Origin of the sequence: Roseovarius sp. EC-HK134 (assembly GCF_902498815.1) — a bacterium.
Taxonomy (GTDB): domain Bacteria; phylum Pseudomonadota; class Alphaproteobacteria; order Rhodobacterales; family Rhodobacteraceae; genus Roseovarius; species Roseovarius mucosus_A.
The window spans coordinates 3330032-3354381 of record NZ_LR701544.1 but is presented as its reverse complement, the minus strand read 5'-3'; the positions used below and the strand labels follow the sequence as shown (position 1 = coordinate 3354381).

The 24350-nt window shown below is 60.9% G+C and carries 25 protein-coding genes; 4 read left to right on the top strand and 21 right to left on the bottom strand.

Going from position 1 to position 24350, the window contains the following annotated elements:
• Positions 1 to 50: 50 nt before the first annotated feature.
• From GC127_RS20050 to GC127_RS20005, 10 genes are all read right to left on the bottom strand, one after another.
• Positions 51 to 500 carry a DMT family transporter gene (locus GC127_RS20050; protein WP_008280929.1) on the bottom strand — a complete coding sequence of 150 codons (450 nt, stop codon included), beginning with the start codon at positions 498 to 500 and terminating at the stop codon, positions 51 to 53.
• A gap of 3 nt (positions 501 to 503) precedes the next feature.
• Entirely contained in the window at positions 504 to 1064 is a 561-nt protein-coding gene (locus GC127_RS20045; protein ID WP_008280928.1) for a CvpA family protein, read from the bottom strand.
• A 26-nt stretch (positions 1065 to 1090) separates the two neighbouring features.
• Positions 1091 to 2455, bottom strand: coding sequence for a DNA repair protein RadA (gene radA, locus GC127_RS20040; RefSeq protein WP_008280927.1), 1365 nt, complete (start codon positions 2453 to 2455; stop codon positions 1091 to 1093).
• Between the two features lie 55 nt (positions 2456 to 2510).
• Positions 2511 to 3275 carry a DNA repair protein gene (locus tag GC127_RS20035; RefSeq protein ID WP_199861282.1) on the bottom strand — a complete coding sequence of 255 codons (765 nt, stop codon included), beginning with the start codon at positions 3273 to 3275 and terminating at the stop codon, positions 2511 to 2513.
• A gap of 135 nt (positions 3276 to 3410) precedes the next feature.
• Positions 3411 to 3872: a paraquat-inducible protein A gene (locus GC127_RS20030; RefSeq protein ID WP_199861281.1), complete on the bottom strand. Its 462-nt coding sequence runs from the start codon at positions 3870 to 3872 to the stop codon at positions 3411 to 3413.
• Positions 3869 to 4615, bottom strand: a complete 747-nt coding sequence (locus GC127_RS20025) for an ABC transporter ATP-binding protein (RefSeq protein WP_008280924.1) — start codon at positions 4613 to 4615, stop codon at positions 3869 to 3871. Before GC127_RS20025 ends, GC127_RS20030 begins: the two co-directional genes overlap by 4 nt.
• Positions 4612 to 5397: an ABC transporter permease gene (locus GC127_RS20020; protein ID WP_081506143.1), complete on the bottom strand. Its 786-nt coding sequence runs from the start codon at positions 5395 to 5397 to the stop codon at positions 4612 to 4614. Before GC127_RS20020 ends, GC127_RS20025 begins: the two co-directional genes overlap by 4 nt.
• Positions 5394 to 6431 carry an alanine racemase gene (gene alr / locus GC127_RS20015; protein ID WP_151979314.1) on the bottom strand — a complete coding sequence of 346 codons (1038 nt, stop codon included), beginning with the start codon at positions 6429 to 6431 and terminating at the stop codon, positions 5394 to 5396. Before alr ends, GC127_RS20020 begins: the two co-directional genes overlap by 4 nt.
• A gap of 132 nt (positions 6432 to 6563) precedes the next feature.
• Positions 6564 to 6677, bottom strand: coding sequence for an entericidin EcnA/B family protein (locus GC127_RS20010; RefSeq protein ID WP_112303172.1), 114 nt, complete (start codon positions 6675 to 6677; stop codon positions 6564 to 6566).
• Between the two features lie 44 nt (positions 6678 to 6721).
• Positions 6722 to 8545, bottom strand: coding sequence for an extracellular solute-binding protein (locus tag GC127_RS20005; protein ID WP_151979313.1), 1824 nt, complete (start codon positions 8543 to 8545; stop codon positions 6722 to 6724).
• 282 nt (positions 8546 to 8827) lie between these two features.
• Between GC127_RS20005 and GC127_RS20000 the strand changes: the two genes are divergently transcribed.
• Positions 8828 to 9601 carry a 3-hydroxybutyrate dehydrogenase gene (locus tag GC127_RS20000; protein WP_037297722.1) on the top strand — a complete coding sequence of 258 codons (774 nt, stop codon included), beginning with the start codon at positions 8828 to 8830 and terminating at the stop codon, positions 9599 to 9601.
• Positions 9602 to 9730: 129 nt separating this feature from the next.
• On the opposite strand, the gene GC127_RS19995 is transcribed toward GC127_RS20000, so the two are convergent.
• A complete protein-coding gene (locus GC127_RS19995) occupies positions 9731 to 10426 on the bottom strand; it encodes a DUF502 domain-containing protein (protein WP_008280918.1) in 696 nt (231 codons plus the stop codon).
• A 257-nt stretch (positions 10427 to 10683) separates the two neighbouring features.
• On the opposite strand from GC127_RS19995, the gene rpsB reads away from it, so the two are divergent.
• On the top strand, positions 10684 to 11448 hold the full coding sequence (gene rpsB, locus GC127_RS19990; RefSeq protein ID WP_037297615.1) for a 30S ribosomal protein S2: 765 nt from the start codon (positions 10684 to 10686) through the stop codon (positions 11446 to 11448).
• A gap of 77 nt (positions 11449 to 11525) precedes the next feature.
• On the top strand, positions 11526 to 12398 hold the full coding sequence (tsf, locus tag GC127_RS19985) for a translation elongation factor Ts (protein WP_151979312.1): 873 nt from the start codon (positions 11526 to 11528) through the stop codon (positions 12396 to 12398).
• Positions 12399 to 12777: 379 nt separating this feature from the next.
• Here tsf and GC127_RS19980 read toward each other — a convergent pair whose 3' ends face one another.
• The 5 genes from GC127_RS19980 to GC127_RS19960 all read right to left on the bottom strand — a co-directional run bounded on the left by GC127_RS19980 (position 12778) and on the right by GC127_RS19960 (position 18207).
• Positions 12778 to 13533, bottom strand: coding sequence for a LuxR family transcriptional regulator (locus tag GC127_RS19980; RefSeq protein ID WP_008280915.1), 756 nt, complete (start codon positions 13531 to 13533; stop codon positions 12778 to 12780).
• The gene (gene aroQ, locus GC127_RS19975; RefSeq protein ID WP_081506139.1) at positions 13530 to 13973 is read right to left on the bottom strand and encodes a type II 3-dehydroquinate dehydratase; all 444 of its coding nucleotides are present in this window, start codon (positions 13971 to 13973) and stop codon (positions 13530 to 13532) included. The genes GC127_RS19980 and aroQ overlap by 4 nt, the downstream gene beginning before the upstream one ends.
• 249 nt (positions 13974 to 14222) lie before the next feature.
• A complete protein-coding gene (locus GC127_RS19970; RefSeq protein ID WP_151979311.1) occupies positions 14223 to 15629 on the bottom strand; it encodes an MATE family efflux transporter in 1407 nt (468 codons plus the stop codon).
• A 91-nt stretch (positions 15630 to 15720) separates the two neighbouring features.
• On the bottom strand, positions 15721 to 16980 hold the full coding sequence (locus GC127_RS19965; protein WP_151979310.1) for an FAD-binding oxidoreductase: 1260 nt from the start codon (positions 16978 to 16980) through the stop codon (positions 15721 to 15723).
• Between the two features lie 3 nt (positions 16981 to 16983).
• A complete protein-coding gene (locus GC127_RS19960; protein WP_151979309.1) occupies positions 16984 to 18207 on the bottom strand; it encodes an acyl-CoA dehydrogenase in 1224 nt (407 codons plus the stop codon).
• Between the two features lie 103 nt (positions 18208 to 18310).
• Between GC127_RS19960 and GC127_RS19955 the strand changes: the two genes are divergently transcribed.
• Positions 18311 to 19222 carry a LysR substrate-binding domain-containing protein gene (locus tag GC127_RS19955; RefSeq protein WP_151979308.1) on the top strand — a complete coding sequence of 304 codons (912 nt, stop codon included), beginning with the start codon at positions 18311 to 18313 and terminating at the stop codon, positions 19220 to 19222.
• Positions 19223 to 19228: 6 nt separating this feature from the next.
• On the opposite strand, the gene phoB is transcribed toward GC127_RS19955, so the two are convergent.
• The 5 genes from phoB to pstC are packed head-to-tail and all read right to left on the bottom strand — an operon-like array spanning position 19229 to position 24299.
• Entirely contained in the window at positions 19229 to 19918 is a 690-nt protein-coding gene (gene phoB, locus GC127_RS19950; RefSeq protein WP_008280909.1) for a phosphate regulon transcriptional regulator PhoB, read from the bottom strand.
• A 15-nt stretch (positions 19919 to 19933) separates the two neighbouring features.
• Entirely contained in the window at positions 19934 to 20662 is a 729-nt protein-coding gene (gene phoU, locus GC127_RS19945; protein WP_008280908.1) for a phosphate signaling complex protein PhoU, read from the bottom strand.
• A gap of 10 nt (positions 20663 to 20672) precedes the next feature.
• Positions 20673 to 21473: a phosphate ABC transporter ATP-binding protein PstB gene (gene pstB, locus GC127_RS19940; RefSeq protein WP_008280907.1), complete on the bottom strand. Its 801-nt coding sequence runs from the start codon at positions 21471 to 21473 to the stop codon at positions 20673 to 20675.
• Between the two features lie 16 nt (positions 21474 to 21489).
• Positions 21490 to 22842: a phosphate ABC transporter permease PstA gene (gene pstA, locus GC127_RS19935; RefSeq protein ID WP_151979307.1), complete on the bottom strand. Its 1353-nt coding sequence runs from the start codon at positions 22840 to 22842 to the stop codon at positions 21490 to 21492.
• Positions 22839 to 24299: a phosphate ABC transporter permease subunit PstC gene (gene pstC / locus GC127_RS19930; protein ID WP_151979306.1), complete on the bottom strand. Its 1461-nt coding sequence runs from the start codon at positions 24297 to 24299 to the stop codon at positions 22839 to 22841. The genes pstA and pstC overlap by 4 nt, the downstream gene beginning before the upstream one ends.
• Positions 24300 to 24350: the final 51 nt, after the last annotated feature.

Genomic DNA, 24350 nt, shown 5'->3' with positions numbered 1-24350 from the left:
TGTCACGAAACTATCACAGATAACGTGGGGATGCGATGGGGGCCGCCGCGTCAGAACCGGGAAAGAATAACGCCGGTTCCCACCAATAGGGCGGCGGTGAGCCGTGTCCAGGAGAGATCGCGCGCCGCGATGCCAAAGGCACCGATGTAATCGAGCACCATGGACCCAACCATTTGGCCAAGAATGAGCGCTGCCGTGGTGGTGAGCACGCCCAGAACCGGCACGCTCCAGAGGGAGGCCCAGACAAAGAAGGCCCCAAGCAGGCCCCCCAGCAAAAGCCAGCGTGGCGCTAGGGCCGCGCGGCCAAAAGCGGCGCTATCCCCCGAGAGCGCCACCAAGAGCACCAGTGCCACAAAGCCCACGCCAAAGGAGACAGCCGCCGCCGCGACCGAGCTTTCGATGCTGCGTCCGAGGGCCGAATTGAGCGGAGCCTGAATGGCCACGGCAAGCCCGGCCACGGCCATGAAGAAAAGGGCGAGAACGGGGCTCTGCGGGAGCATGGGTTACTGCGGTGCCTCGCATTTGGCGATCAGCTGTTCGTATTGCCGGGTGATCCAGCCCAAGGCCTCATCGGGGTTGCGGTCTTCGATCTTGCCGGTCAGTTGCGAGAAGACACGGGCCGAGCGGCTATCGTCGATGATCTGGATGGATTGCGAGGATATCACCGTCTGATAGACGAAATAGGCGATGGCAATCAGCAGTACGCCGCGCGCCACGCCAAAGACAAAGCCAAGCCCCTGATCCAAACCGCCCAGAACCGAGCGTTGCACCAGCGACGAAAAGAGCGGTGTGATCAGAGAGGCAATGATCAGCCCCACGGCAAAGACCACCGCGAAGGCCCCGATCATCGAAAGTTCGCAGCTATCGGCGATGAATTCGCCGATCACGGGGATTTCCTTGACCAGCGGTTCCACCTGCGGGGCGAAGATAAAGGCGAGAATGCCCGCCACAACCCAGCCTGCGATGGCCAGAGATTCGCGCACAAAGCCGCGCGAATAGGCGAGCAGTGCCGAGAGCACGATGAACAGCGCTACGACGCCGTCGATGATGGTGAAACCTTCCATATGCCTCTTCCTGTCTCGATAGACGCCTAACCCGCGCCGAAAATGTCACCCACGAATGTGGTCAGATCGCCCATATGGGTGAGTTTGAGACCACTGTCGCCCGTCGTCTTGCCACCCGACGGGGTAATCGCGGCTGTGAAACCAAGTTTTTGCGCTTCTTTCAACCTGTTTTCGGTCTGACCCACCGGGCGCAGCGCGCCAGAGAGGCTGATTTCGCCGAAAACTACGGTTTCTGCGGGGAGGGCGGTATCCTCACGCGCGCTCAAAAGAGCGGCGGCAACGGCCAAATCGGCGGCGGGTTCGCTGATCTTGAGGCCGCCGGCGACGTTGAGATAGACATCAAGCCCGGCAAAGGGGATGCCGCAGCGCGCCTCGAGCACGGCGAGAATCATCGCAAGCCGCGCGCCGTCCCATCCCACAACCGCGCGGCGCGGTTGGGCATGGGGGGTGGGGGCAACAAGCGCCTGCATCTCGACAAGCAGGGGGCGCGTGCCCTCGATGCCGGAAAACACGACCGAGCCGGGGGTGGGCGCGCCGCGCCCCGAGAGAAAGAGGGCAGAGGGGTTGGCCACCTCGGCCAGCCCTGCGCCCGTCATCTCGAACACGCCAATTTCATCAGCGGGGCCAAAGCGGTTCTTGACGGACCGCAGGATACGGAATTGATGGCCGCGCTCGCCCTCGAAATAGAGCACGCAATCGACCATGTGTTCGACCACACGGGGCCCAGCGATCTGGCCGTCCTTGGTGACATGGCCGACAAGGATCACGGAGGTGCCAAAGCGTTTGGCAAAGCTGGTCAGTTCATGGGCTGCGGCGCGCACCTGGCTGACGCTGCCGGGGGCGGCCTCGACCGTGTCGGACCAGACGGTCTGGATCGAGTCGATGATCACGAGATCCGGCTTTTCGGATTCCATCGTGGTCAAGATGTCGCGCAGCGATGTGGCGGCGGCAAGTTTGACAGGGGCCTCGCCCAAGCCCAAGCGCTGCGCCCGCATGCGGACCTGGGCGCTGGCCTCTTCGCCGGAGATGTAGAAGGTTTTGAGGCCCGCGCCCGCAAAGCGCGCGGCGGCCTGCAACAGGAGCGTGGATTTGCCGATGCCGGGATCGCCGCCCACCAGAATGGCACTGGAGGGTACAAGGCCGCCGCCCAAAACGCGGTCCAATTCGCCGATGCCAGAGAGGGTGCGGGGCGGCGGCGCCTCTTCGGTTGAAAGGTCGGTGAGGATGAGGGGCGTGCCGCGTTTGCCGCCCAAGGTTTTGCCCTTGGGGCCGGTCGAAAGCGGCGCTTCCTCGATAATGCTGTTCCATTCGCCGCAGGCGTCGCAACGCCCCGACCAGCGGTTGTGAACCGCGCCGCAGGCCGTGCAGGTGAAGGTGCCGGGTTTTGCCATACCCGCCTGATGCCCCAAGCGGCGGGCGCGGTCAAATGCGAAACCTCAGAGTTGGTTATTCGGCGGCCTTTTGGGTGATGTCGATCACGGTGCCGTCATGGCGCAACATATCCTCAAGCCCCAGTTCTGGCAGCACGTCGCGCAGGTCGTCGCGCAGGCGTTGCAATTGGCTTGCGGCGACGCTTTCCTCTAACTCGACCTCGTGGGACCAGTGTTTGAGTTCGCGGGTGATCTGCTTGGCCTGATCGAGCCGGGCATTGAAGGCCTCGACCTCTTGCTGGCGCTGCGTGAGGAAGTTTCGGGCGCGGGCGATGCGGTCGTCGGAATAGACTTGCGCCAATTCCCGGCTGATATGGGACATTTGCGCCGCGACCTCTAAAAGGTCCGGTTCCAGCGTGCCCAGATCAGGGTGGTCACGCAAGTAGGCGAGGCGTTCGCGCACCGCGTCGAATTCGGACGAGAGGCGGAATAGACCGGCGCGATCCGCCGCATGGGCCGCGTGATAGGCGCGGGCCACGTCCTGCATGCCGATGTTGAACCGCCGGTGCGAGGTTTCCAGCGCCATGATGCGGGCATTGGCAGGCAGAAAGACGCAGAGCAGCGCCGCCAGAACAGTCAGGCCGATCTGGGTGATCTGGCCAGCGTTATCGTAAAGCGTGCCGCCAAAGGCGACGCTGAACTGGAGCCAAGGCAAAGCCCCGATGCTGGCGGCGATGGTCGCGGCGCTGAGACAAAGAGCGCAGAGCAGAAAGGTGATAAAGGCCAGACGTTGCAAAATGGAATGGGTTAAGAGTGCAGCAGATTTCAAAGTGGCGGTCATGACTTCCCCCTGAAAGATCATATCCAATATCGGCAAGTTTACGCCGATTGCCCAAAAGGCATAGCGTTAAATCCATCACCCCGGAGTCAAGTTTAGCGGAGTGTGGCGTGACTGCCCCGCAATTGTTGCGTGAAATCAGACAGTATCCGGCGAGTTGGGGGGATTGTGGCGGTGCCTGAGGCTGATCGCGAGAGAGGCGAGGATGCAGGCGGTAAAGAGGTAGAGACCCCAGGCCACCTCGACCCGCGCGAGGCCGACACCTTTGACCACGATGATGTAGAGCGCGATGAGGAAAATATCGGCCATGGCGAGTTTGCCCAAGAGATGCAGCGCGGGTAGGGCGCGCGGCGAGAGAAGACCAAAATCGAGAAGGGCCAAGCCGATGGTCTTGAGATAGGGGGCGAAGAGGGCAAAGACCGTGACCAGAAGGGCCAAGTAGACATCGCTCTGCCAGAGCGCTTGCAGGCCGGAGATGATGCTGATTTCGGAGAGACCAAAGAGCGGCAGGTCAATCCCTGCGCGCAAGAGGGGCGCGAACCACGCGAGGGGGAAAAGCGCAAGAAGTGCAAGATTCCCGTATCGCAGGGCTGCGTTCACCGCACCGCCTCGATCGGTCCCTCGGCGCGGCCGTGGATGAACTGGTCAAGGTAGGGATCGCCGGAATGGTCCATCTCGGACACCGGGCCGGTCCATTTGATCACGCCGTCATGCAGCATGGCGACATTGTCGGCGATGGCGCGCACGGAGGTCATATCGTGGGTGATGGTCATGGCGGTAGCGCCCATTTCGGTGACGATTTCGCGGATCAGATCGTTGATCACGCCCGCCATGATGGGATCGAGGCCGGTGGTGGGCTCGTCAAAGAAGATGATTTCGGGTTCGGCGGCGATGGCGCGGGCGAGGCCCACACGCTTTTGCATGCCACCCGAAAGCTCGGCGGGGAATTTATCGGCGACGTCGGGTTTTAGGCCGACGCGGCGCAATTTCTCGATGGCGATTTCGCGGGCCTCGGACAGGGGCCGTTTGAGGGAGCCGCGCAGCAAACGGAAGGCGACGTTTTGCCAGACGGGCAGCGAGTCAAAGAGCGCGCCGCCCTGAAAGAGCATGCCGAAGCGGGCAAGAAAAGCGTCGCGGTCGCCCTTGGTCACGTCTTGGCCGTCGAGGGTGATGGTGCCGCTGTCGGGGCGGATGAGGCCGAGAATACATTTCAGCGCCACGGATTTGCCGGTGCCTGAGCCGCCGATGATGACAAGCGAGGTGGCAGAGGGAATAGTCAGATCAACGCCGCGCAGGACGCGGTTGGAACCAAAGGCTTTGTGGACGTTGTGAAGCTCTATCATGACGCGAAAAACAGTTCTGTCAGGAGGTAGTTGGAGGCGAGGATCAGCACGCTTGCTGCCACAACCGCCGATTTGGTGGCGCGGCCCACGCCCTGCGCGCCGCGGCCAGAGTTCATGCCATAGTAGCAGCCCATCAGCGCCACGATAAAGCCGAAGGCTGCGCCCTTGATCAGGCCCGAGACCACATCCCATGTTTCGAGAAAATCAATCGTGTTGTGCAGATAAGTGGCGGCGGAGAAATCGAGCCGCCCCACGCCCACGAGAAACCCGCCCATGATGCCCAGCACGTCGCCCACGCCCACAAGAACCGGAACGGCCAGCGTCGCGGCTAGAACGCGGGGCAGGGTGAGGTATTTCATCGGGTTGGTCGAAAGGGTGGTGAGCGCGTCGATCTGCTCTGTCACCTTCATCGTGCCAATCTCGGCGGCGATGGAGGAGGCGACGCGCGCCGCCACCATGAGGCCGCCCAGAACGGGGCCAAGTTCGCGGGTGAGGCCGATGGCGACAATCGAGGGCACCACGGTTTCAGCGTTGAAGCGCGCGCCTCCCGCGTAGATCTGAAGCGCCAGCGCGCCGCCGGTAAAGAGCGCGGTCATGCCCACCACCGGCAGCGAGAGCCAGCCGATCTGCACCAGCGCATGCAGGAATTCGCGAAAGTAGAAGGGTGGGCGCGCCAATTGGCTGATCGTATCGGCCGCAAAGAGCGCGATGCGCCCAATGGCGGCCAGACCTGCCAGCACGGTGCGGCCAATAGAGGCCAGAAAACCAAGAATAAAACTCATCCGCCGATATAGCGCCGCGTATAGCGCGCCCCCAGTGAGGTCAGGATTTCATAACCGATCGTGCCTGCGTTATCGGCCAGTGTGTCGATGGTCTGATGTGGCCCGAGAAGTTGCAGGCTGGCGGGATCGTGGCCGAGATCGGTGATGTCGACGCAGATCAGGTCCATGGAGATGCGGCCCGCGATGGGGCAGGGGGTGTCATCCGCCCAAAGGCTGGTCTTTGGCCCCATGGCGCGCAGGATGCCATCGGCATAGCCTGCCGCCACGGTGGCGATGCGGGTGGGGCGGGTGGCGGTGAAGCTGTTGGCATAGCCCACCGTTTCGCCGGGCAAAAGATCGCGGCACTGGATCACGGGGATCTCGAGAGTGACAACGGGGTGTGCTGCGTCGAACGGACGCCCGCCATAAACGCCGATGCCGGGACGGGCGAGATCAAAATGATAGGCTGCATCAAGCAGAATGCCGCCGGTATTGGCAAAGCTGCGCGGCACGTCGAGCCCATCTGTCATCTCGCGGAAGGTGGCAAGCTGTTGCGGATTCATGGCGTGATCGGGTTCATCGGCGCAGGCGAGGTGCGACATGATGAGGGTTGGATTTTGCGCGAGCGCAATCTGGCGCAGGGCGGCCCATTCGGCAGGCTCCATGCCCAGACGGTTCATGCCGCTATCAAGCTGGATGCCAAACGGGTGCCCCGGCAAAGCCTCTGCATGGCGGATCATCTGATCGAGGGAATTGATCATCGGAATGAGCTTATGCGCGCGGAGCATCTCGGCATCGCCGGGCATATGGCCGGAAAACACATAGATTGCTGGGACCGCGCCCAGCGTCTCGCGCAAGGGTGCCCCCTCTTCGGCGACGGCGACGAAGAAATGCCGCGCGCCGGCGCGCGCGAGGGTTGGGGCCACGCGGGCGGCGCCAAGGCCATAGGCGTCAGCCTTGACCACGGCAGCGGTTTCGCTGGTGTTCATAGCATCCAGCGCGCGCCAATTGGCCACGATGGCGTCTAGGTCGATGGTCAGGGTTGCGGTGCTCATGGGGCGGGTTTTGACAGGATGGGCGGGGGCGTCAAGGGGAAAGGCATGGACACCTCCGGATCACAGGAAAACCGGCCCGCACCCAAGAGGGAGCAGGCGATAAAACGCTTGGGGAAAGGCGCGCCGAGTGGATCAGAACCAGCTCTGAACGCCGCGTGCCGCCCCGGATATATCCCGTCCTACACCATCAATCGTGGCGCATCCGGCCAGCGACGCGAGAAGGGCGAGCGCAATCAGTTTTCGCATGGGTTTGCCTGTCATTTGCCTGTGTCTGCTGCGATTTTTTATTATTAGTCTTGTAACCACCATACCTCGGGGAGGAATCCAATGCCATCCCCATAGATCGGCAGCCGTTCCGAAGGGTATGTCAACTGTGACTTATGCGCAATACGACCCACGCTATATTGATGGATCGGGATCACGTAACGCCCTGCTGTCAGCACCCGGTCAAGCGCGCGGGTGGCGGCGACAAACTCGGTGCGGTCACGTGCCGTCAGCATGGCGCGGATCATCGCCTCGGCGGCGGGGGATTTCATGCCCATCAGGTTACGGCTGCCGGGTTGGTCGGCATACTCGGCCCCCCAATAGAAGGTCTGTTCATTGCCGGGGCTGAGCGAGAGCGAGCGGCGCATCATCGTGAGGTCAAAATCAAACTGGGCCTCACGCTCGGCATATTGCGCCTTATCGGTCATCTCGAGCTTGAGGGTGATGCCCAGCCGTTCAAGCGCGCGGGCGTAGATATCCATCATGGCGCTGGCCTGTGCCATAAGACCATCCTGTTGCAACAGCACGGTGAGGGTAAGCGGTTGGCCCGCTGCGTTGACAAGCTGCCCCCCCTCGACCCGCCAGCCCGCCTCTTGCAGGAGGTCGGCGGCGCGGCGCAGATTGCCACGGTTGCGCGCGGTGCCATCGCCGACCGGCAGACTGTACCCCTCTAGCGTGCCGGGCGGGAGCGTATCGGCGAAAGGGTCCAGCAGGGCGCGCACGCGGCCCGTCGCGGGGCCATGATCCATGCCGAGTTCAGAGCCCGAGAAATAAGAGGTGATGCGCGGCTGTCGCCCGCCAGTGAGGGTGTCGTTGATATATTCGAAGTTGAAGGCGGTGATCAGCGCCTCGCGCACGCGCCAATCATCCAGCGGCGCACGGCGGGTGTTCATCACAAAACCGGTCATGCCCGAAGGTTTGCCATGGGGAATTTCGCTTAAGGTAATGTCGCCGCGCTGAACGGCGGGGAAATCATATTGGCTGGCCCAGGCCTCGGCGTTGAATTCGCGCACATAGCTGACCAGCCCCGCCTTGAACGCCTCTTTCAGCACGGTGTCATCGCCGTAGAATTCGATGCGGATTTCGTCGAAATTATGGGTGCCGCGCCGCAGGGGTAGGGCGCGGCCCCAATAGTCTGGGTTGCGCTTCAGGGTGACGTGGCGATTGACCTCGTAATCGCTGACCACATAGGGGCCGGTGCCGAGGGGGATGTCCTCGATCCCGGCTTCTGTGATGTCGCGCCCCTGCCATTGCGATTTTTGCAGGATCGGGCGCAGGCCGGCCAGAAGCGCCAATTCGCGATCCTCTTCGGAGAAGGTCAGGCGCACAGAGCGCGGGCCGGTTTGCGCGATGCTGGCGACCTTGGTCCAGAAACCGCGATAGCGCGGGTGGCCTGCGGTGCCCAAAGTCTCGTAGGACCAGATCACATCCTCGATGGTCACGGGCGCGCCATCCGAGAATCGGGCCTCGGGGCGCAGAGTGAATTCGACCCATGTGCGGTCTTCATCCGTCTCGACCGATTCGGCCAAAAGGCCATAAAGTGTGAAGGGCTCATCCCAAGAGCGGCCCATCAGCGTCTCATGGGTGAGGTCAGCCAATTGCCAAGGCGGGGTGCCGCGCAGGATGAAGGGGTTGAGCGAATCAAAGCCGCCGACATTGCCGGTGACGACCCGGCCACCCTTGGGCGCGTCGGGGTTGGCATAGGGCAGGGACACAAAATCAGGTGGCAGCGCCGGGGCCCCATACATAGCTATGCCATGCGCGGGGGCGGCAAGCCCCGGACCACACGCCCAGACCAAGAGCATCGCGGTCAGTCCGGCCCGGATATGGCGGAATAAATCTGATCTCATTTCAGCGACAATCCCTTGATGCCCTTGTTTCCTTGGGTCGGACCCTAAAGAGGGATTCAAGGCTTTTCAAACTTTTAGCTTGGACTGCGGCGCAGGATTGCTTATAAAGGGGGCACTGCTCGATAGGTTTCTTGCCTGTATGAAACCTGCCTCAATAACTTAACGCCCGCTTCGTGCGGGCGTTTTTTTTGCGCCTGTCTGGCAGGCAGTATGGCTATTCCCCGTGCAATTTGCAGATGCAGCATATATGCTGCGCACGCAATGTTTATTGGGAGAAACCGCATGACTGTTAAAGGCAAGACCGCCGTCATTACCGGCTCGAATTCCGGCATCGGACTTGGCATCGCCGAAGAACTGGCCCGGGCCGGGGTCAATGTGGTGCTCAACTCTTTTACCGATTCGGAAGAGGATCATGCGCTGGCCGCAAGAATCGCCAAGGAGACGGGTGTTGAGGTGCGCTATATTCAGGCGGATATGTCCAAGGGCGATCAATGCCGGGCGCTGATCGAAAAGGCGGGGCGTTGCGATATTCTGGTCAACAACGCCGGTATTCAGCATGTCGCGCCGATTGACGCGTTTCCGAGCGAGAAATGGGACGCGATCATCGCGATCAATCTGAATTCCGCGTTTCACACCACGGCCGCTGCGCTGCCGATGATGCGCAAGGCGGGGTGGGGTCGGGTTATCAATATCGCAAGTGCCCATGGTCTGACCGCGAGCCCCTATAAATCTGCCTATGTGGCGGCCAAACATGGCATCGTGGGCCTGACCAAGGTTACGGCGCTGGAAACCGCGAAAGAGCCGATCACCGCCAATGCGATCTGTCCGGGCTATGTGCTGACCCCGCTGGTCGAGGCGCAGATCCCCGATACGATGGAGAAATACGGTATGGGGCGGGAAGAGGTGATCGAGAAGGTCATGTTGGAGCGGCAACCGTCCAAGGAATTCGCCACGACCGAACAGTTGGGCGGCACGGCGCTGTTTCTATGCTCGGATGCGGCGGCGCAGATCACCGGCACCACAATCAGTGTTGATGGGGGATGGACCGCGCTCTGAGAGGAGAGGCCGGGGGCGCGGCCCCCGGACCCCCGAGGTATTTCGGGCCAGATGAAACAAAGTCTGGCGCTCTGTTGCATGACAGGGCCGCATGAGATGGCGCGCGGGATGTCTGGGGCAAATGCCCCCCTAATCCTCTGATTTTTTGCGCATTTCCTCGGATTTCTTCTGATCCGGATAGACCAGACCGGCGGAAATCACCAGTTTGGCGGCGTCTTCGATGCTCATATCCAGTTCGATCACATCCTCGCGCGGGAAATAGAGCAGAAAGCCTGAGGTGGGGTTGGGCGTGGTCGGGACGAAGACACTGAGCACCGCGCCGTCGGTCCGGGCCTTTTGGTTGATCTCGCCGCGCGCCTCGGTCGAGATAAAGCCGATGGCCCAGATCCCCTTGCGCGGATATTCGACCAAGCAGGCCTTTTCGAAGCTGCGTTCGGATTGGGCAAAGACCGTTTCGGCAATCTGTTTGACGCCTGAATAGATCGAGCGCACCACCGGCATACGGTTGACAAGAGATTCCGCGAAGAGGATCAGGGACCGCCCGATCAGCCCCTTGGCCACCCAGCCCACAAGCACGGTGAAGATCAGAAAGATGATCACCCCGACGCCGCGCAGGTTGATGCCGATATATTGTTCGGGCTGATACTGTGCGGGGATGAGCGGCAGGACAAACCCATCGACCCAGCCGATCAATGTCCACATCAACCAGACGGTCAGGCCCACAGGGGCAATGACCACAAGCCCGGTGAGAAAGGACGCGCGCAGGCCGCCGAAGCGTTTTGGTTTGCGCGGCGGAGGGGGCAGATCGTCAAAGGGAGTGTTCATCACGGTTCCATCCTGCGGATCACGCGGATATCTAGGCACAATGGACCCCGCTCACAATGGGGCATCGGGCCCTGTTGGCGACGTCGCTCAAAATACCTGAGCGGGGCTTGTATAGGGGCCAGAGGGCAGGTATACGCGCGCCACTGTAACCCGCAGGCATGGGCGGGCTGTTGGGGGAGACATCCCCAACCGTCCACCGGTTGAAGCATCCGCTTCTCTTCCCGTGCCGAGGCGAAAACCGGAAAAGGAACTTTGTAATGGCTCTTCCCGAGTTCACGATGCGTCAGTTGTTGGAAGCTGGCGTTCACTTTGGTCACCAGACGCAGCGTTGGAATCCCCGCATGGGCGAATTCATTTATGGCGCGCGCAATGGCATCCATATCATGGACCTCACCCAGACCGTGCCGCTGCTTGATGCCGCGCTGCATGCCATCCGTGAGACCGTGGCCAAGAACGGCCGCATCCTGTTTGTCGGCACCAAGCGTCAGGCCGCACAGCCGATCGCCGAAGCCGCAGAGAAATGCGCCCAGTATTACATGAACCACCGTTGGTTGGGTGGCACGCTGACCAACTGGCAGACCGTGTCCAAGTCGATCCAGCGTCTGAAGCAGATCGACGAGATGATGGAGCATGGGGCAGAGGGCCTGACCAAGAAAGAGCGTCTGGGCATCGAGCGCGACCAGATCAAGCTTCAGGCAAGCCTGGGCGGGATCCGTGAAATGGGCGGCGTGCCGGACATGCTGTTCGTGATCGACGTCAAGAAAGAGGCGCTTGCCGTGGCCGAAGCCAACAAGCTGGGCATCCCGGTTGTGGGCATCGTGGACACCAATTGCTCGCCTGCGGGCATTGATTACATCATCCCCGGCAACGATGACGCCGCACGTGCCATTGCGCTTTATTGCGATCTGGTCAGCCGTGCCGCGCTTGACGGTATGTCGGCACAGTTGGGTGCTGCGGGCGTTGACATGGGCGCGTTGGAAAACCTGCCGGTCGAAGAAGCGCTGGCCGAAGCCGAGAGCTGAGGCACCGTCATCAAACTGACATGGGGGCAGGGGTATTCCCGCCCCCAATCCCGAGACCGAATTTGAGGAGAGCCGAGATGGCGATCACTGCTGCAATGGTAAAAGAACTGCGCGAGAGCACAGGCGCAGGCATGATGGACGCAAAGAAAGCGTTGACTGAGACAGATGGCGATATGGAAGCGGCGGTTGACTGGCTGCGCACCAAGGGTCTGGCCAAGGCCGCCAAGAAATCCGGACGCACCGCTGCCGAGGGTCTGGTCGCGGTCAAGGTTGCGAATGGCGTTGGTGTCGCGGTTGAGATCAATTCCGAAACCGATTTCGTCGCCAAGAACGCCGATTTCCAGGGCATGGTTGCCTCGATCGCGGAGGCTGCCGTTGGCGTGGCTGACGTGGAAGCGCTGAAGGCTGCGACCGTGAACGGTAAGGCTGTTGCCGATCTCGTGACCGACAAGATCGCCACCATTGGCGAGAACATGGCGCTGCGCCGCATGGCCCGCGTTGAGGGTGACGGCGTGGTGGCCTATGTCCACAATGCCGCCGCTGAGGGCATGGGCAAGATTGGCGTTCTCGTGGCGTTCAAGGGCGATGAGAGCTTTGCCCGTCAGGTGGCCATGCATGTTGCCGCGACCAACCCCGCCGCGTTGAACGAGGCGGTTCTGGACCCGGCGATTGTTGAAAAAGAGCGTCAGGTGCAGATCGACATCGCGCGCGAATCCGGCAAGCCGGACGCGGTGATCGAAAAGATGATCGTGGGCCGGATGGCCAAGTTCATGGCCGAAGTCACGTTGATGGGTCAGGCGTTTGTGATGAACCCCGATCTGACGGTCGAGGCTGCGGCCAAGGAAGCCGGCACCGAGATCTCCGCATTCGTGCGGTTGGAAGTCGGCGAAGGCATCGAGAAGAAAGAAGAGGACTTTGCCGCAGAGGTGGCCAAGGTCGCTCAGGGCTGATCCGCCCGACTGATCACCCAGACAGGGCGTCCCGGTGGGGCGCCCTTTTTTATTGTCTGCAACTTCGGGCCTGAGGCCTAAATGAAAAAAAACGGTGCCTTCCTTGCGGAGGGCACCGTTTCTTGACCGGCGCGTCTATTGGGGATGAAACACCGATCAGGTAGCGCCGACCGTCAGTCCCGATAAATAAGAACCAACGGCCGACATCCGGATTAGCCGGAGTGAGAAACACCGCCTGTCAATTGATCAAACGATCCTGCCCACATTTGTTCCCAGGCAAAATAGCCACCACTCACGGAACGATCTGATCATGCTACGTAACGTCAACTTGCGAAAGTAAGGAAATCCATACCATCGCTTACAGGCTTCATTTTATTGACTATTTTTCAATAAAAAAGATCTGGTTCTGGAAGGCCGCCTTGAGCACCGCCTGTGCCGTGGTTTCAACAGACAGCGCCTGTCGCGCGAGGCGCAGGTGCTTTTCAACGGTGGCCGGGGTCAGGCCCATGATGGTGGCGGTGTCTTGGATCGTCTTGCCGTCGCCAACCCAGCCCAACACTTGGCGCTGTCGTAGGGTCAGGGCGCGGCCCGGTGCGCAATAGGGCAGCGAGAGAATGCGCAGATGTGCGACATTGTTGAGGGCAAGGATCTGCTCGCCGCACCGTTCCCAGAGGTCGTCCACCTCTGACTGAGTGACGCCCTTTCGCGCCGTGAGGGCAATCGCGCCTTTGGTGCGTGGGCTGAACGATTTGAAACTGATGGAATAGCCTGCCGTCACACCATGGGCATGGTTGAACTCGACGACCCGGCGTTCCTGGGGGGTGAGGGTGCCGCTGTCGGTCATATGGCGCAGCACAGACCAAGAGCAGGCACCTTCATTTTCAAGCGCCCAACGCACCATGGGCGCGTTGAAATAGAGCCCTTCGCCCACAAAGACATTCGTGTAGCAGGGATCGTGATTTGTCAGCATCAGGAAATCGTCGGGATCGCCGAGCGATGTTGCGGTGCGATACCGTGTGTAGCCATAGATCAGCCGGTCAAAGCCATACTCTGCCATGAACTGGGTATGATGATCCCACAGTTCTTCAATCGTGGCGGCATTGAGCAGGGTGTTGACCCTCGCGGCTTCGATCATCCGGCGCGCTCCAGATGGCCGAGCATCGCATCAAGCGCCAGAACATAGCCCTGCGCGCCAAAGCCGCAGATCACCCCAACGGCGACGCGGGCAATGTAGGACTGATGGCGAAACGCCTCGCGCGCATGCACATTCGACAGATGCAGTTCGATGGTCGGAATGGCGACCGAACTGATAGCATCCATCAGCGCCACAGAGGTATGGGTATAGGCACCGGCGTTCAGAATGATGCCGTCATAGGTGCCACGTGCCGCGTGAATCTGATCGAGCAGCGCGCCTTCGTGATTGCTCTGGAAAAAGGCAAGAGTGACGCCGCGCCGACGGGCGGCATCCTGACACATGGTTTCGATATCAGCGAGGGTTGTGTGCCCGTAAACCTCGGGCTGCCGTGTGCCCAAAAGATTAAGATTGGGTCCGTTCAGAAAGAGAAGTGCGGTCATGGTAAAACTCCTGCAATCTTCTCTTAAACCGCGAATCCGTTCCGAGTCGAGGCCTGCGTGGTCGTACCGCGCGCATCTGCAGGGTGATGTGTATTCTGATCACTGTTGCTGCAAGGAGTCTCACATCAAGAGTAAGGTGTAAGATGTTGGTTTTAAGTGTTTTACGGCGAGCGTTGTATGCTGTGACGCGGTTTTCGTGATCTACATTAATTACATAATACTGATTATGCGAAATAAGGGTATAGACCTTCAGGACCGGCTGCACCGGTTCATCACCACCTGCATGCGTTGGTCGGGGCATGAGAAATGCCCCAACAAAGGATCCTTACACGGTGCTTCGATCACGCGCAGGCTGAGCCATGTGGCGACACCGGCAAAGACCACCCCACCAAGCGCCTGACCCAAAAGAACCCCCGGCGCGCCCCAGATCATCCCGAAGGCCACCGCAAAGGGCCAAATCCCCAGCGTGTTGCGCGCCCAGTTGATCCATGTCGAATAGCCAGGATGGCCAAGGTTGTTGAACGAGGCATTGGCAATGAAGATCGCCCCGTTGAAAAAGGACGCAAGCGCCAGCGGGCCTAGGTAGAGGTAGAGCAAGCTGCGCATCTGTCCTGTGGCGTCAAAAAGATCAGCAATCGGCCCGCGAAGCACAAAGAGCAGCGCCGACATCGTGAGAACGTAGAGAGCCAGAAACTTGAGCCCGTCAAAGAAGGTCTCTTGCACCCGGTCCAGCCGCCCTGCCCCAAAATTCTGGCCAAAAATCGGCCCAATGGCCCCAGAGAGCGCCAGAACCACCGAAAAAACAACGGGCACCAGCCGATTGATCACCGCCATGCCGGCCACAGCATCTGCGCCATATTTGGCCATTTCCCGCGTCACGATCGCGGCACCGACGGGGGTTGCGACGGTTGCCAGCATCGCGGGCGCGGCAATCTTGATCGCGCCGCCGCAATCGCGCGCCACGCAGGCGAAATGTGGTTTGGCAAAGGCCTGATAGCGCGAGATGGCATAGCCCAAGGCCAATGCCATGGTCGCGATACGCGCAAAAACCGTTGCCACTGCAGCCCCTTCGAGACCCATGTTGAGGCTGAAGATCAGGATGGGATCAAGCACAAGGTTAACGCCAGCTCCCAAGAGCGCGGGATACATCGCCCCGCGTGCATCGCCATAGGCACGCAACACCGCCACGGCAACCATCGAGAGGCCCGAAACAAAGGTAGAGGGCAGAATGATCCACAGATAGGTCGCCGCCATGTCGCGCATCGCGCCGTCTGCGCCCACCAATCCGAGGATTTCATTGATAAAAGGCAAGGCCAAAAGGGGCACAAGCAGACCCACCGCCACAGCAAATACCGCCGTTGCGCTGGCTGCTTCGCGCGCGGCGGCGCGATCCTTGCGCCCTTCAGCCTGTGCAACAAGCGCCCCTGCGGCGATGGAGAGGCCGATGTTGATGGCGCTTGCAAAGAACATGATCGTGCTGGCATAGCCCGCGGCGGCCGCCAATTCCTCGCGGCCGAGCATGGCAATGAACAAAATATCAATAAGATCAACGGCAAAGATAGCCATCAAGCCGATGCTTGAGGTGAAGGACATCACCGAGATATGCCGAAAAAGATTGCCTTGGGTAAAGCTGCCGCCGGTATCGGTGAGGGCCATGTTCCGCTCCTGTTAACTTACCGGTGACCACATATACCCTAAGCAAAGGGGTGCAATTGGCACGCGTTCAACACTTAGTGTGCAAATCTGCTCAGCCGCGGGCCGCCACCGCATGAACCAGCCGCGCGCCGGTCTCGTAATAGAGCGATTTGAGGGTGACGAACTGCTCTGCATGGCTTTCGACCACGGGAACAGGAAGGCCGCTGTGATCGCCAGACAAGAGCGCCAGCGCGGCGGCACGGCCAAAGACGGTGCCGGGGCCGATGCCCCGCCCGGAATAGCCAAAGATCGCCAGAGCGCCCGGCCCCATGCGCTGAATCCGGGGCAAATGGTCGTGGGTCATGGCGATGCGACCGGCCCATGCGTGTTGAATTTCCACACCAGACAGACGCGGGAAAAGCTGTGTCAGCTTGCGCCGCGCCCAATTGGCATGAACGGTCACATCCCCCCCCATGCCCCCCAGTATAACGCGCCCTGCCCCGTCGCGGCGCACGGACGTCATCACGAGGCCCGTATCCCAGCAGCCCTCGCCACCCGCCAGAATATCGCCCGCCAGATTGTCGCCGATGGGGGCTGTCGCCAGCTGGAAATACTCGACTATCGGCACATCGGGGCGCGAGACATGGGTGACGGGGCGGTGATAGGCATTGGTGGCGATCAGCAGATGCCGCGCCCGGAGTTTGCCGCCGGGGGTGGTGATGATCCACTGGCCGCTGCGATGTTCGGCGGCGGTGACAGGGGTTTGCTCGCAGATCAAGGCGCCTGCGTCATGGGCGGCGCGGGCCAAGCCGCGCGCATAGGAAAGCGGCTGAATCGTGCCCGCGCGCGCATCGTGCAATGCGCCATAAAACCTGTCCGTGCCCGTGCGTTGCGCGGTGGTATTCATGTCAATCAGGCGCACGGGCGCGCCGCGTGCGGCCAATTGCGCGTGGCGCGATTGCAGGTCTGCCATCGCCTTGGGCGCGTGGGCCAGATGCAGGGTGCCGTTGCGGGTGGCCTCGCAGGCGATGCCATGCTGTGCGATCAGGTCAAAGACCAGCGATGGGGCCTCGGCGAGAACCGCGTTAAGATGTTCGCCCGGCCCTGGCCCGAGGATTGTGCACACATCGTCAGGCGGCAGCCAAAGCCCGGCGTTGACAAGGCCCACGTTGCGGCCAGAGCCGCCCTCGCCCACGGTTTCGGCCTCGAGCACGGCGACATCAGCCCCCTGCCCGGCTGCATGCAGCGCCGCCGACAGGCCCGTAAACCCCGCGCCGATGATGGCCAGATCCACCATGCGTTCACCGCGCAGGGGCTGTGCGGTGAAGGTTTCAGCGGCACTTGCGCGCCAGAGGTTGCCAAGGCCCGGCATGGATCAAAAGAAGGCCTGAAGCCCGGTCTGTGCCCGGCCAAGGATCAGGGCATGCACATCATGCGTGCCCTCGTAGGTGTTGACCGTTTCAAGGTTGACCATGTGGCGGATGACCTGAAACTCTTCGGAAATGCCGTTGCCGCCGTGCATATCGCGGGCGTGACGGGCTATTTCGAGCGCCTTGCCGCAATTGTTGCGCTTGATCATCGAGATCATTTCGGGGGCGGCATTGGCCTCGTCCATCAGGCGACCGACGCGCAGCGCCGCTTGCAGGCCGAGGGTGATTTCGGTTTGCATATTGGCCAGTTTCAACTGAAAAAGCTGGGTTTGCGCCAAGGGGCGGTTGAACTGCTTGCGATCCAGCCCGTATTGCCGAGAGGCGTGCCAGCAGAATTCGGCGGACCCCATAACGCCCCATGCGATGCCATAGCGGGCGCGGTTGAGACATCCAAAGGGGCCTTTAAGCCCTTGAACATTCGGCAAAAGCGCGGATTCCGGCACCTCGACGTTATCCATCACGATCTCGCCGGTGACAGAGGCGCGCAAGGAGAGTTTGCCGCCCACTTTGGGCGCGCTGAGACCCTTCATGCCCTTTTCGAGGATGAAGCCACGGATTTTGCCGTCATGCGCCTCGGATTTGGCCCAGACAACAAAGACATCCGCGATGGGGCTGTTGGAAATCCACATCTTGCTGCCGGTCAGGCGATAGCCGCCCGTTGTGCGCACGGCGCGGGTTTTCATGCCGGCAGGATCGCTGCCTGCATCGGGCTCTGTCAGGCCGAAGCAGCCGATCAGATCACCACTGGCCAGACCGGGCAGATATTTGCGCCGCTGTTCCTCGGAGCCATAGGCATAGATCGGATACATCACGAGCGAGGATTGCACGCTCATCATCGACCGATAGCCCGAGTCCACCCGCTCGATTTCACGGGCGACAAGGCCATAGGTGACATAGTTGGCACCCAGCCCGCCGTATTCCTCGGGGATGGTGGCGCCCAAGAGGCCCATTTGGCCCATTTCCTTGAAGATATCGGGGTCAACGCGCTCTTCGCGGTAGGCGGCGATGACGTGCGGTTGCAAAACTTCCTGCGCAAAGGTGCGGGCGCTTGCCGCGATCATACGCTCTTCTTCGGAGAGTTGATCATTGAGGCGAAAGGGATCGGCCCAATCAAAACTGTTGAGATCTGGGGCATCCTTGGCGCGCAGGGTTGGAGTATTGGCGTTCATGGCGGGCTCCTGTCACTTAATTTGCGAGTTGGGCACAGGTTACACTGGCAAAACGCCGATGAATAACGATAAATTCACATGGACATATGAGTAAACCGCAAGAATGACCCTGCCCCGCCGCTTTCTTCCGTCGATTGCCTCGTTGCGTGCGCTAGAGGCGCTGGACCGTTTGGGCAGCGCCACAGCGGCGGCGGCGGAACTGTCGCAAACGCAAAGTGCGGTCAGCAGGCAATTGAAAACATTGGAGGATCAACTTGGCGTGGGGCTGGTCGTGCGGCAAGGGCGTGGCATTCACCTGACGCCGGAAGCTGCCGATTATGCCGATAAAATTCGAGGCGCGCTGCAACAGATTGCGCAAGCGTCGCTCAAGCTGACGACGGACCCGGCGGGCGGGAGTCTGAGCCTTGCGATTCTGCCGACATTCGGGATGCGCTGGCTGGTGCCGCGATTGGCCGAGTTTGCGCGGCTTTATCCCGAGGTGACGATCAACCTGTCAACACGGCTGAAGCCGTTTAACTTTGTCACGGAACCCTTTGATGCGGCCCTACATTTTGGCAAGCACGATTGGCTGGGCACCGAAGCGCTCCGGCTGCGGACCGAGCGTGTGGTGGCGGTGGCAACGCCAGAATTTTTGGCAGCGCATGCGCCAATCGAACGCGCGGCAGACCTGATGCGCCTGCCGCTCTTGCAGATTGAGACGCGCCCCGGTGCCTGGCCTGCGTGGTTCGAAGCGCAGGGCGTGACCGGGGCCAAGGTGAGCGGCACCATCTATGACCAATTTTCAACCATCACGCAGGCGGCGTTGCATGGATTGGGGGTCGCTCTTTTGCCGGATTATCTGGCAGAGCAGGATCTGGCGACGGGCCGATTTAGATCAGCTTGGGGGGACAAGACGCTGATTTCCGGGGCTTACTATCTTGTTTGGCCCGTCCAAAATGCGCGCGATCCGGCGCTCTGCAAGTTCCGCGATTGGCTGGCGGGACAGGCCGAGGATGAAGACCTGCTGCCGCGCTGACGGGGATCAGCCCAAGGCATAGCCCGCGCCGCGCACGGTGCGCAGCGGATCATCGCCGCCGTGCTGGCACAGCGCCTTGCGCAGCCGCCCGATATGGACATCGACGGTGCGGGTGTCGACATAGATGTCACGGCCCCAGACGCGATCAAGAAGTTGCTCGCGCGACCAGACGCGGCCCGGTTTTTCCATGAAGGTCGACAGCAGGCGAAATTCCGTAGGGCCGAGTTTCAGCGGCTTTTCACAGCGGGTCACACGGTGGGTTTCGGCATCAAGCACGATATCGAGATATTCCAGCCGTTCGCCCACGGTGGCAGGGCGGGTGCGGCGCAGTTGGGCGCGGACACGCGCCATCAGTTCGACCAGCGAATAGGGTTTGATCACATAGTCGTCGGCCCCGGTTTCCAATCCGCGCACGCGGTCCACCTCTTCGGAGCGGGCCGAGAGCATGATGATCGGGATGCCGCGCGTTTCCGAGCGGGTCTTGAGCTGGCGACAGACCTCGATGCCCGACACATTCGGCATCATCCAATCCAGAACGATGATGTCGGGGGGCATTTCCGCCACCATCAACAGCGCCTCTTCACCATTGCTGGCGGTCAGAACATGAAAGCCGTCGGCCTGGAGATTATAGCCCAACACTTCGCGCTGTGCCGGTTCATCCTCGACCAAGAGGACGGTGGGTTGATCAGCAGACATCGGCGGCTCCTCGTGTTAGTGGCTGCCCTTGGGCGCAAGGCTGGGGTCAACCGAGGTCGTATCGCTTTTGGGGCGCGGATCATCGGGGAACTGGCCCGAGACAAGGTAGATCACCTGTTCGGCGATAGAGGTGACAAGATCGCCCATGCGTTCGGTGTTCTTGGCGATGAAATGCAGATGCATGCAGGGCGTGATGTTGCGCGGATCTTCCATCATGAAGGTCAGGAATTCGCGGAAGATCGCGTTATACATCTGATCGACATCGAGGTCGCGGCGGATCACCTCATGGGCGAGGTCCATGTCGCGCTGGATATAAGCGTCGAGCACGTCTTTCAGCATTTCTTCGACCTCGCGGGCCATGCGGCGCAGGGCCGAGGGCGAGCCGTTGACAGCCGCCATCTGGCTGAGGACCGAGGTGCGTTTTGCCATGTTCTTGGCATAGTCACCGATGCGTTCAAGGCTGGCGGAAATCTTGATCACGGTCAAAACAACCCGCAGATCGCGCGCGGCGGGCGACCGCAGCGCCAGCACGCGGGCGGCCTCTTCGTTGATCTGCTCTTCGAGCGCGTCAATTGCCTTGTCGCGGCCGCGCACCTCTTCGGCCAGTTCGTCATCGCGGGTTTCAAGCGAGCGAGCGGCGTCGGAGATTGCGCGTTCGACCATACCGCCCATCTTCATGATATGGGCCTGAATGGTCTCGAGGTCGCGGTCGAAGGATGAGACGATGTGCTGATGGTCAGACATGGAGCGTTCCTTAGCCAATGCGCCCGGTGATGTAGCTTTCGGTGCGCTCATCCTTGGGGTTGGTGAAAATCTGGCCGGTATCGCCGAATTCGACGAGATGACCGAGGTGGAAGAAGGCCGTTTTCTGGCTGACGCGCGCGGCCTGCTGCATCGAGTGGGTGACGATCACCACAGAAAACTCTTGCCGCAATTCGTCGATCAATTCCTCGACCTGCGCCGTGGCGATGGGATCAAGCGCCGAGCAGGGTTCATCCATCAACAGAACCTCGGGCGAGGTGGCGACGGCACGGGCGATGCACAGACGCTGTTGCTGGCCGCCCGAAAGGCCGGTGCCGGGCTGATCGAGCCGGTCCTTGGCCTCGTTCCAGAGAGCGGCGCGGCGCAGGGATTTTTCGACAATTTCGTCGAGATCTGCCTTGGTGCGGGCAAGCCCGTGGATACGCGGGCCATACGCCACGTTGTCATAGATCGACTTGGGGAACGGGTTGGGTTTCTGAAACACCATGCCCACCTTGGCGCGCAATTGCACTGGATCGACCTTTTTGTCGTAGATGTCTTCGCCGTCGATGCGGATGTCCCCCTCGACGCGGCAGATGTCGATTGTGTCGTTCATCCGGTTGATGCAGCGCAGGAATGTGGACTTGCCACAGCCCGACGGGCCGATAAAGGCGGTCACAGTCTTGTCCAGGATATCGACATCCACGTCCTTGATGGCATGCGTCGCGCCATAATATACCTGCACCTTGCGCGCGGCGATCTTGATATCGTTATTGGTCACTGTCGTCTCCGCGAATTTTGGGGCGTCATACATGGGTCTATACCTTTGTTTACCAGCGGCGTTCAAACCGTCTGCGCAGCAGGATGGCGGCGATGTTCATGATCACGAGGAAGACGAGCAACACGATGATGGCCCCGGATGCGCGTTCCACAAAGGCCGGGTCGCCACGCTGCGTCCAGTTATAGACCTGCACGGGCAGTGCTGCGGCGGGGTCAAAGAAGCCTTCAGGCGGGCCTGCGGGATATTCGCGCACAAAGGCAACCATACCGATCAGCAGCAGGGGTGCTGTTTCGCCAAGCGCCTGCGCCAGACCGATGATCGCGCCGGTAAGGATGCCGGGCATGGCCAAGGGCAGGACATGGTGAAAGATCGCCTGCATCTTGGACGCGCCCACACCGAGGGCTGCATCGCGGATCGAGGGCGGCACCGATTTCAGCGCCGCACGGGTGGCGATGATGATTGTGGGCAGGGTCATCAGCGTGAGCACGAGACCGCCCACGATGGGGGCCGATTGCGGCAGGCCCACCATATTGATGAAGATCGCCAGACCCAGGATACCGAATACGATGGAGGGCACGGCGGCGAGGTTCGAGATATTCACCTCGATCAGGTCGGTCCAGCGGTTCTTGGGCGCGAATTCCTCAAGATAGATCGAGGCCGCGACACCCAAGGGCAGCGACAGAACCAGCACAATCAGCATCATATAGGCCGAGCCGATGATCGCCACGCCCAGACCGGCGGCCTCGGGGCGGGTGTCAGAGGCATCGGGCGCGGTGAAGAAGGCCCAGTTGAATTTGGTCGTAAGGATGCCTGCGTCTTTGAGCTGTTGGGCAAGCTGCAATTGCTCGGGCGAGACATTGCGGTCGAGTGCCGCGCTTTCCATGGTCACGCGGCCTTTGAAGAAGCCGTCGATGCGGCCTGCGGCCAGCAGATCGAAGGGCACGGTTTCGCCGATCTTGTCCGGGTTAGCCAAAACAAAGTCGCGCAAGGTGGCGGGGGCCTCTTTAGAGATCAACTCGCCGGCAGCCTTGGCATTCGCGACATCCGAGGCGACACCGGTCCGCTCGATCGCGGCGACCATTGCCGCCTCGATCAGCGGGGTATAGCCGAAGGTCGAGACTTTGGCGATGTCGTCGCGATTGCGGTTGCCGTTTTTGTCAAGTTTTGCGGGGTCTAGATAGACCTCAAGCTCGACATAGGTCTGCTGAAAAGACGACAGGCCACTGGCAAGGATCGAGGCCAGCAAGCCCACCAAGGAAAGAACACCGATGGTGACGGCGACAAGCCCCATCATGCGGAACCGCGCCTCTTTGGCATTGCGTTGCTTGGTGCGGGCATCCTGCGTCAGCAAAGACCCTTTGCGCGGTGCCGGAACAGCGTCTGAGGCGGTGAAATCGGTCATTCGTACTGCTCCCGGTATTTGCGCACGATCACAAGGGCGATGACGTTCAGCCCAAGCGTGAAGACAAAAAGCGTAAGGCCGAGGGCGAAGGCGACCAGCGTTTCAGGGCTGGCGAATTCGGTATCGCCGGTCAACTGGCTTACGATCTTGACGGTGATGGTTGTCATGGCCTCGAACGGGTTGAGGCCAAGTTTGGCGGCGGCCCCTGCCCCCATGACCACGATCATGGTCTCGCCGATAGCGCGGGAGGCGGCCAAGAGGATGGCCCCGACCACACCGGGCAATGCGGCGGGCAGGATCACCTGCTTGATGGTTTCGGACTTGGTAGCGCCAAGGCCATAAGAGCCATCGCGCATGGATTGCGGAACGGCGTTGATGATGTCATCCGAGAGCGACGACACGAAGGGGATGAGCATGATCCCCATGACCAGACCGGCCGTGAGCACCGAAGAGGACGAGGTGCCAAGGCCCAGTGGCGAGGCGATATAATCGCGCAGGAACGGGCCCACGGTAATCAGCGCAAAGAGGCCATAGACGATGGTCGGGATACCGGCGAGAACCTCGATGGCCGGTTTGGCAAAGGCGCGCAGCGGTTTGCTGGCATATTCCGCCAGATAGATCGCAATCATCAATCCCAGAGGCACCGCCACCAGCAGTGCCAGAAAACTGACATAGAGCGTGCCCCACAAGAGCGGCAGGATGCCCAGATCAGACCCGCCGCGGAATTGCGGGTTCCACACGGTCGAAAAGAAGAAATCGCGCGCCGGATACATTTTGAAAAAATTGATGGTCTCAAAGAGCAGCGATGCGACAATACCCGCAGTGGTGAGGATCGCCACAAGCGAGGCACCGATCAAAAGCGCCAGCACAAAGGTTTCAGAGGCGTTGCGCGCCCGTTGATCGGGATGCACCCGCGACCAAGACCACGCCAGCAGGCCAAGCGACAGCCCCAGCACCGCTAGGGTCATCAGAAAGTTCCCGGCATTCTGCGATTTGCGCAGCTCCTTGGCCGCCTCGAACACGGGCACCGGCACATCCGAGCCAAGCGCCACGCCGACAGTGCCAAGCCGGTTGCGAATGTCGGTGAAATCCGCGCGCATTGCGCCCAGATCGTCCTCGGACATCTCGCCTGCGGCCATCAGGTCATCAAGCCCGCCCGCAATCCGGCGGACATCGGCCATGACAAGGCTCTTGGCGCCGCCTTCGGGGATCACACTGTCGGGGATCATGCCCGCGACGCGCCCCTCAATCATCAGGGGCTGCAAAAAGAGCCACGCGAGCATCAGCAATAGCGCCGGGACTGCCGTATAGAGCGCGACCGCCTGACCATAATAGTTCGGCAGCGAGTGCAGTTTCTTGCCCGTGGTCTTGGAGGTTGCATAGGCGCGCGCGCGCCCCAAGAAAAAGCCCAGCCCACACAGGCCGAGCACGATCAGGGTGATATAGCCGGTACTCATCTGCTCTCCGCCAAAAAGGGAGGGATGGCGCGGATGCGCCACCCCTCAGAG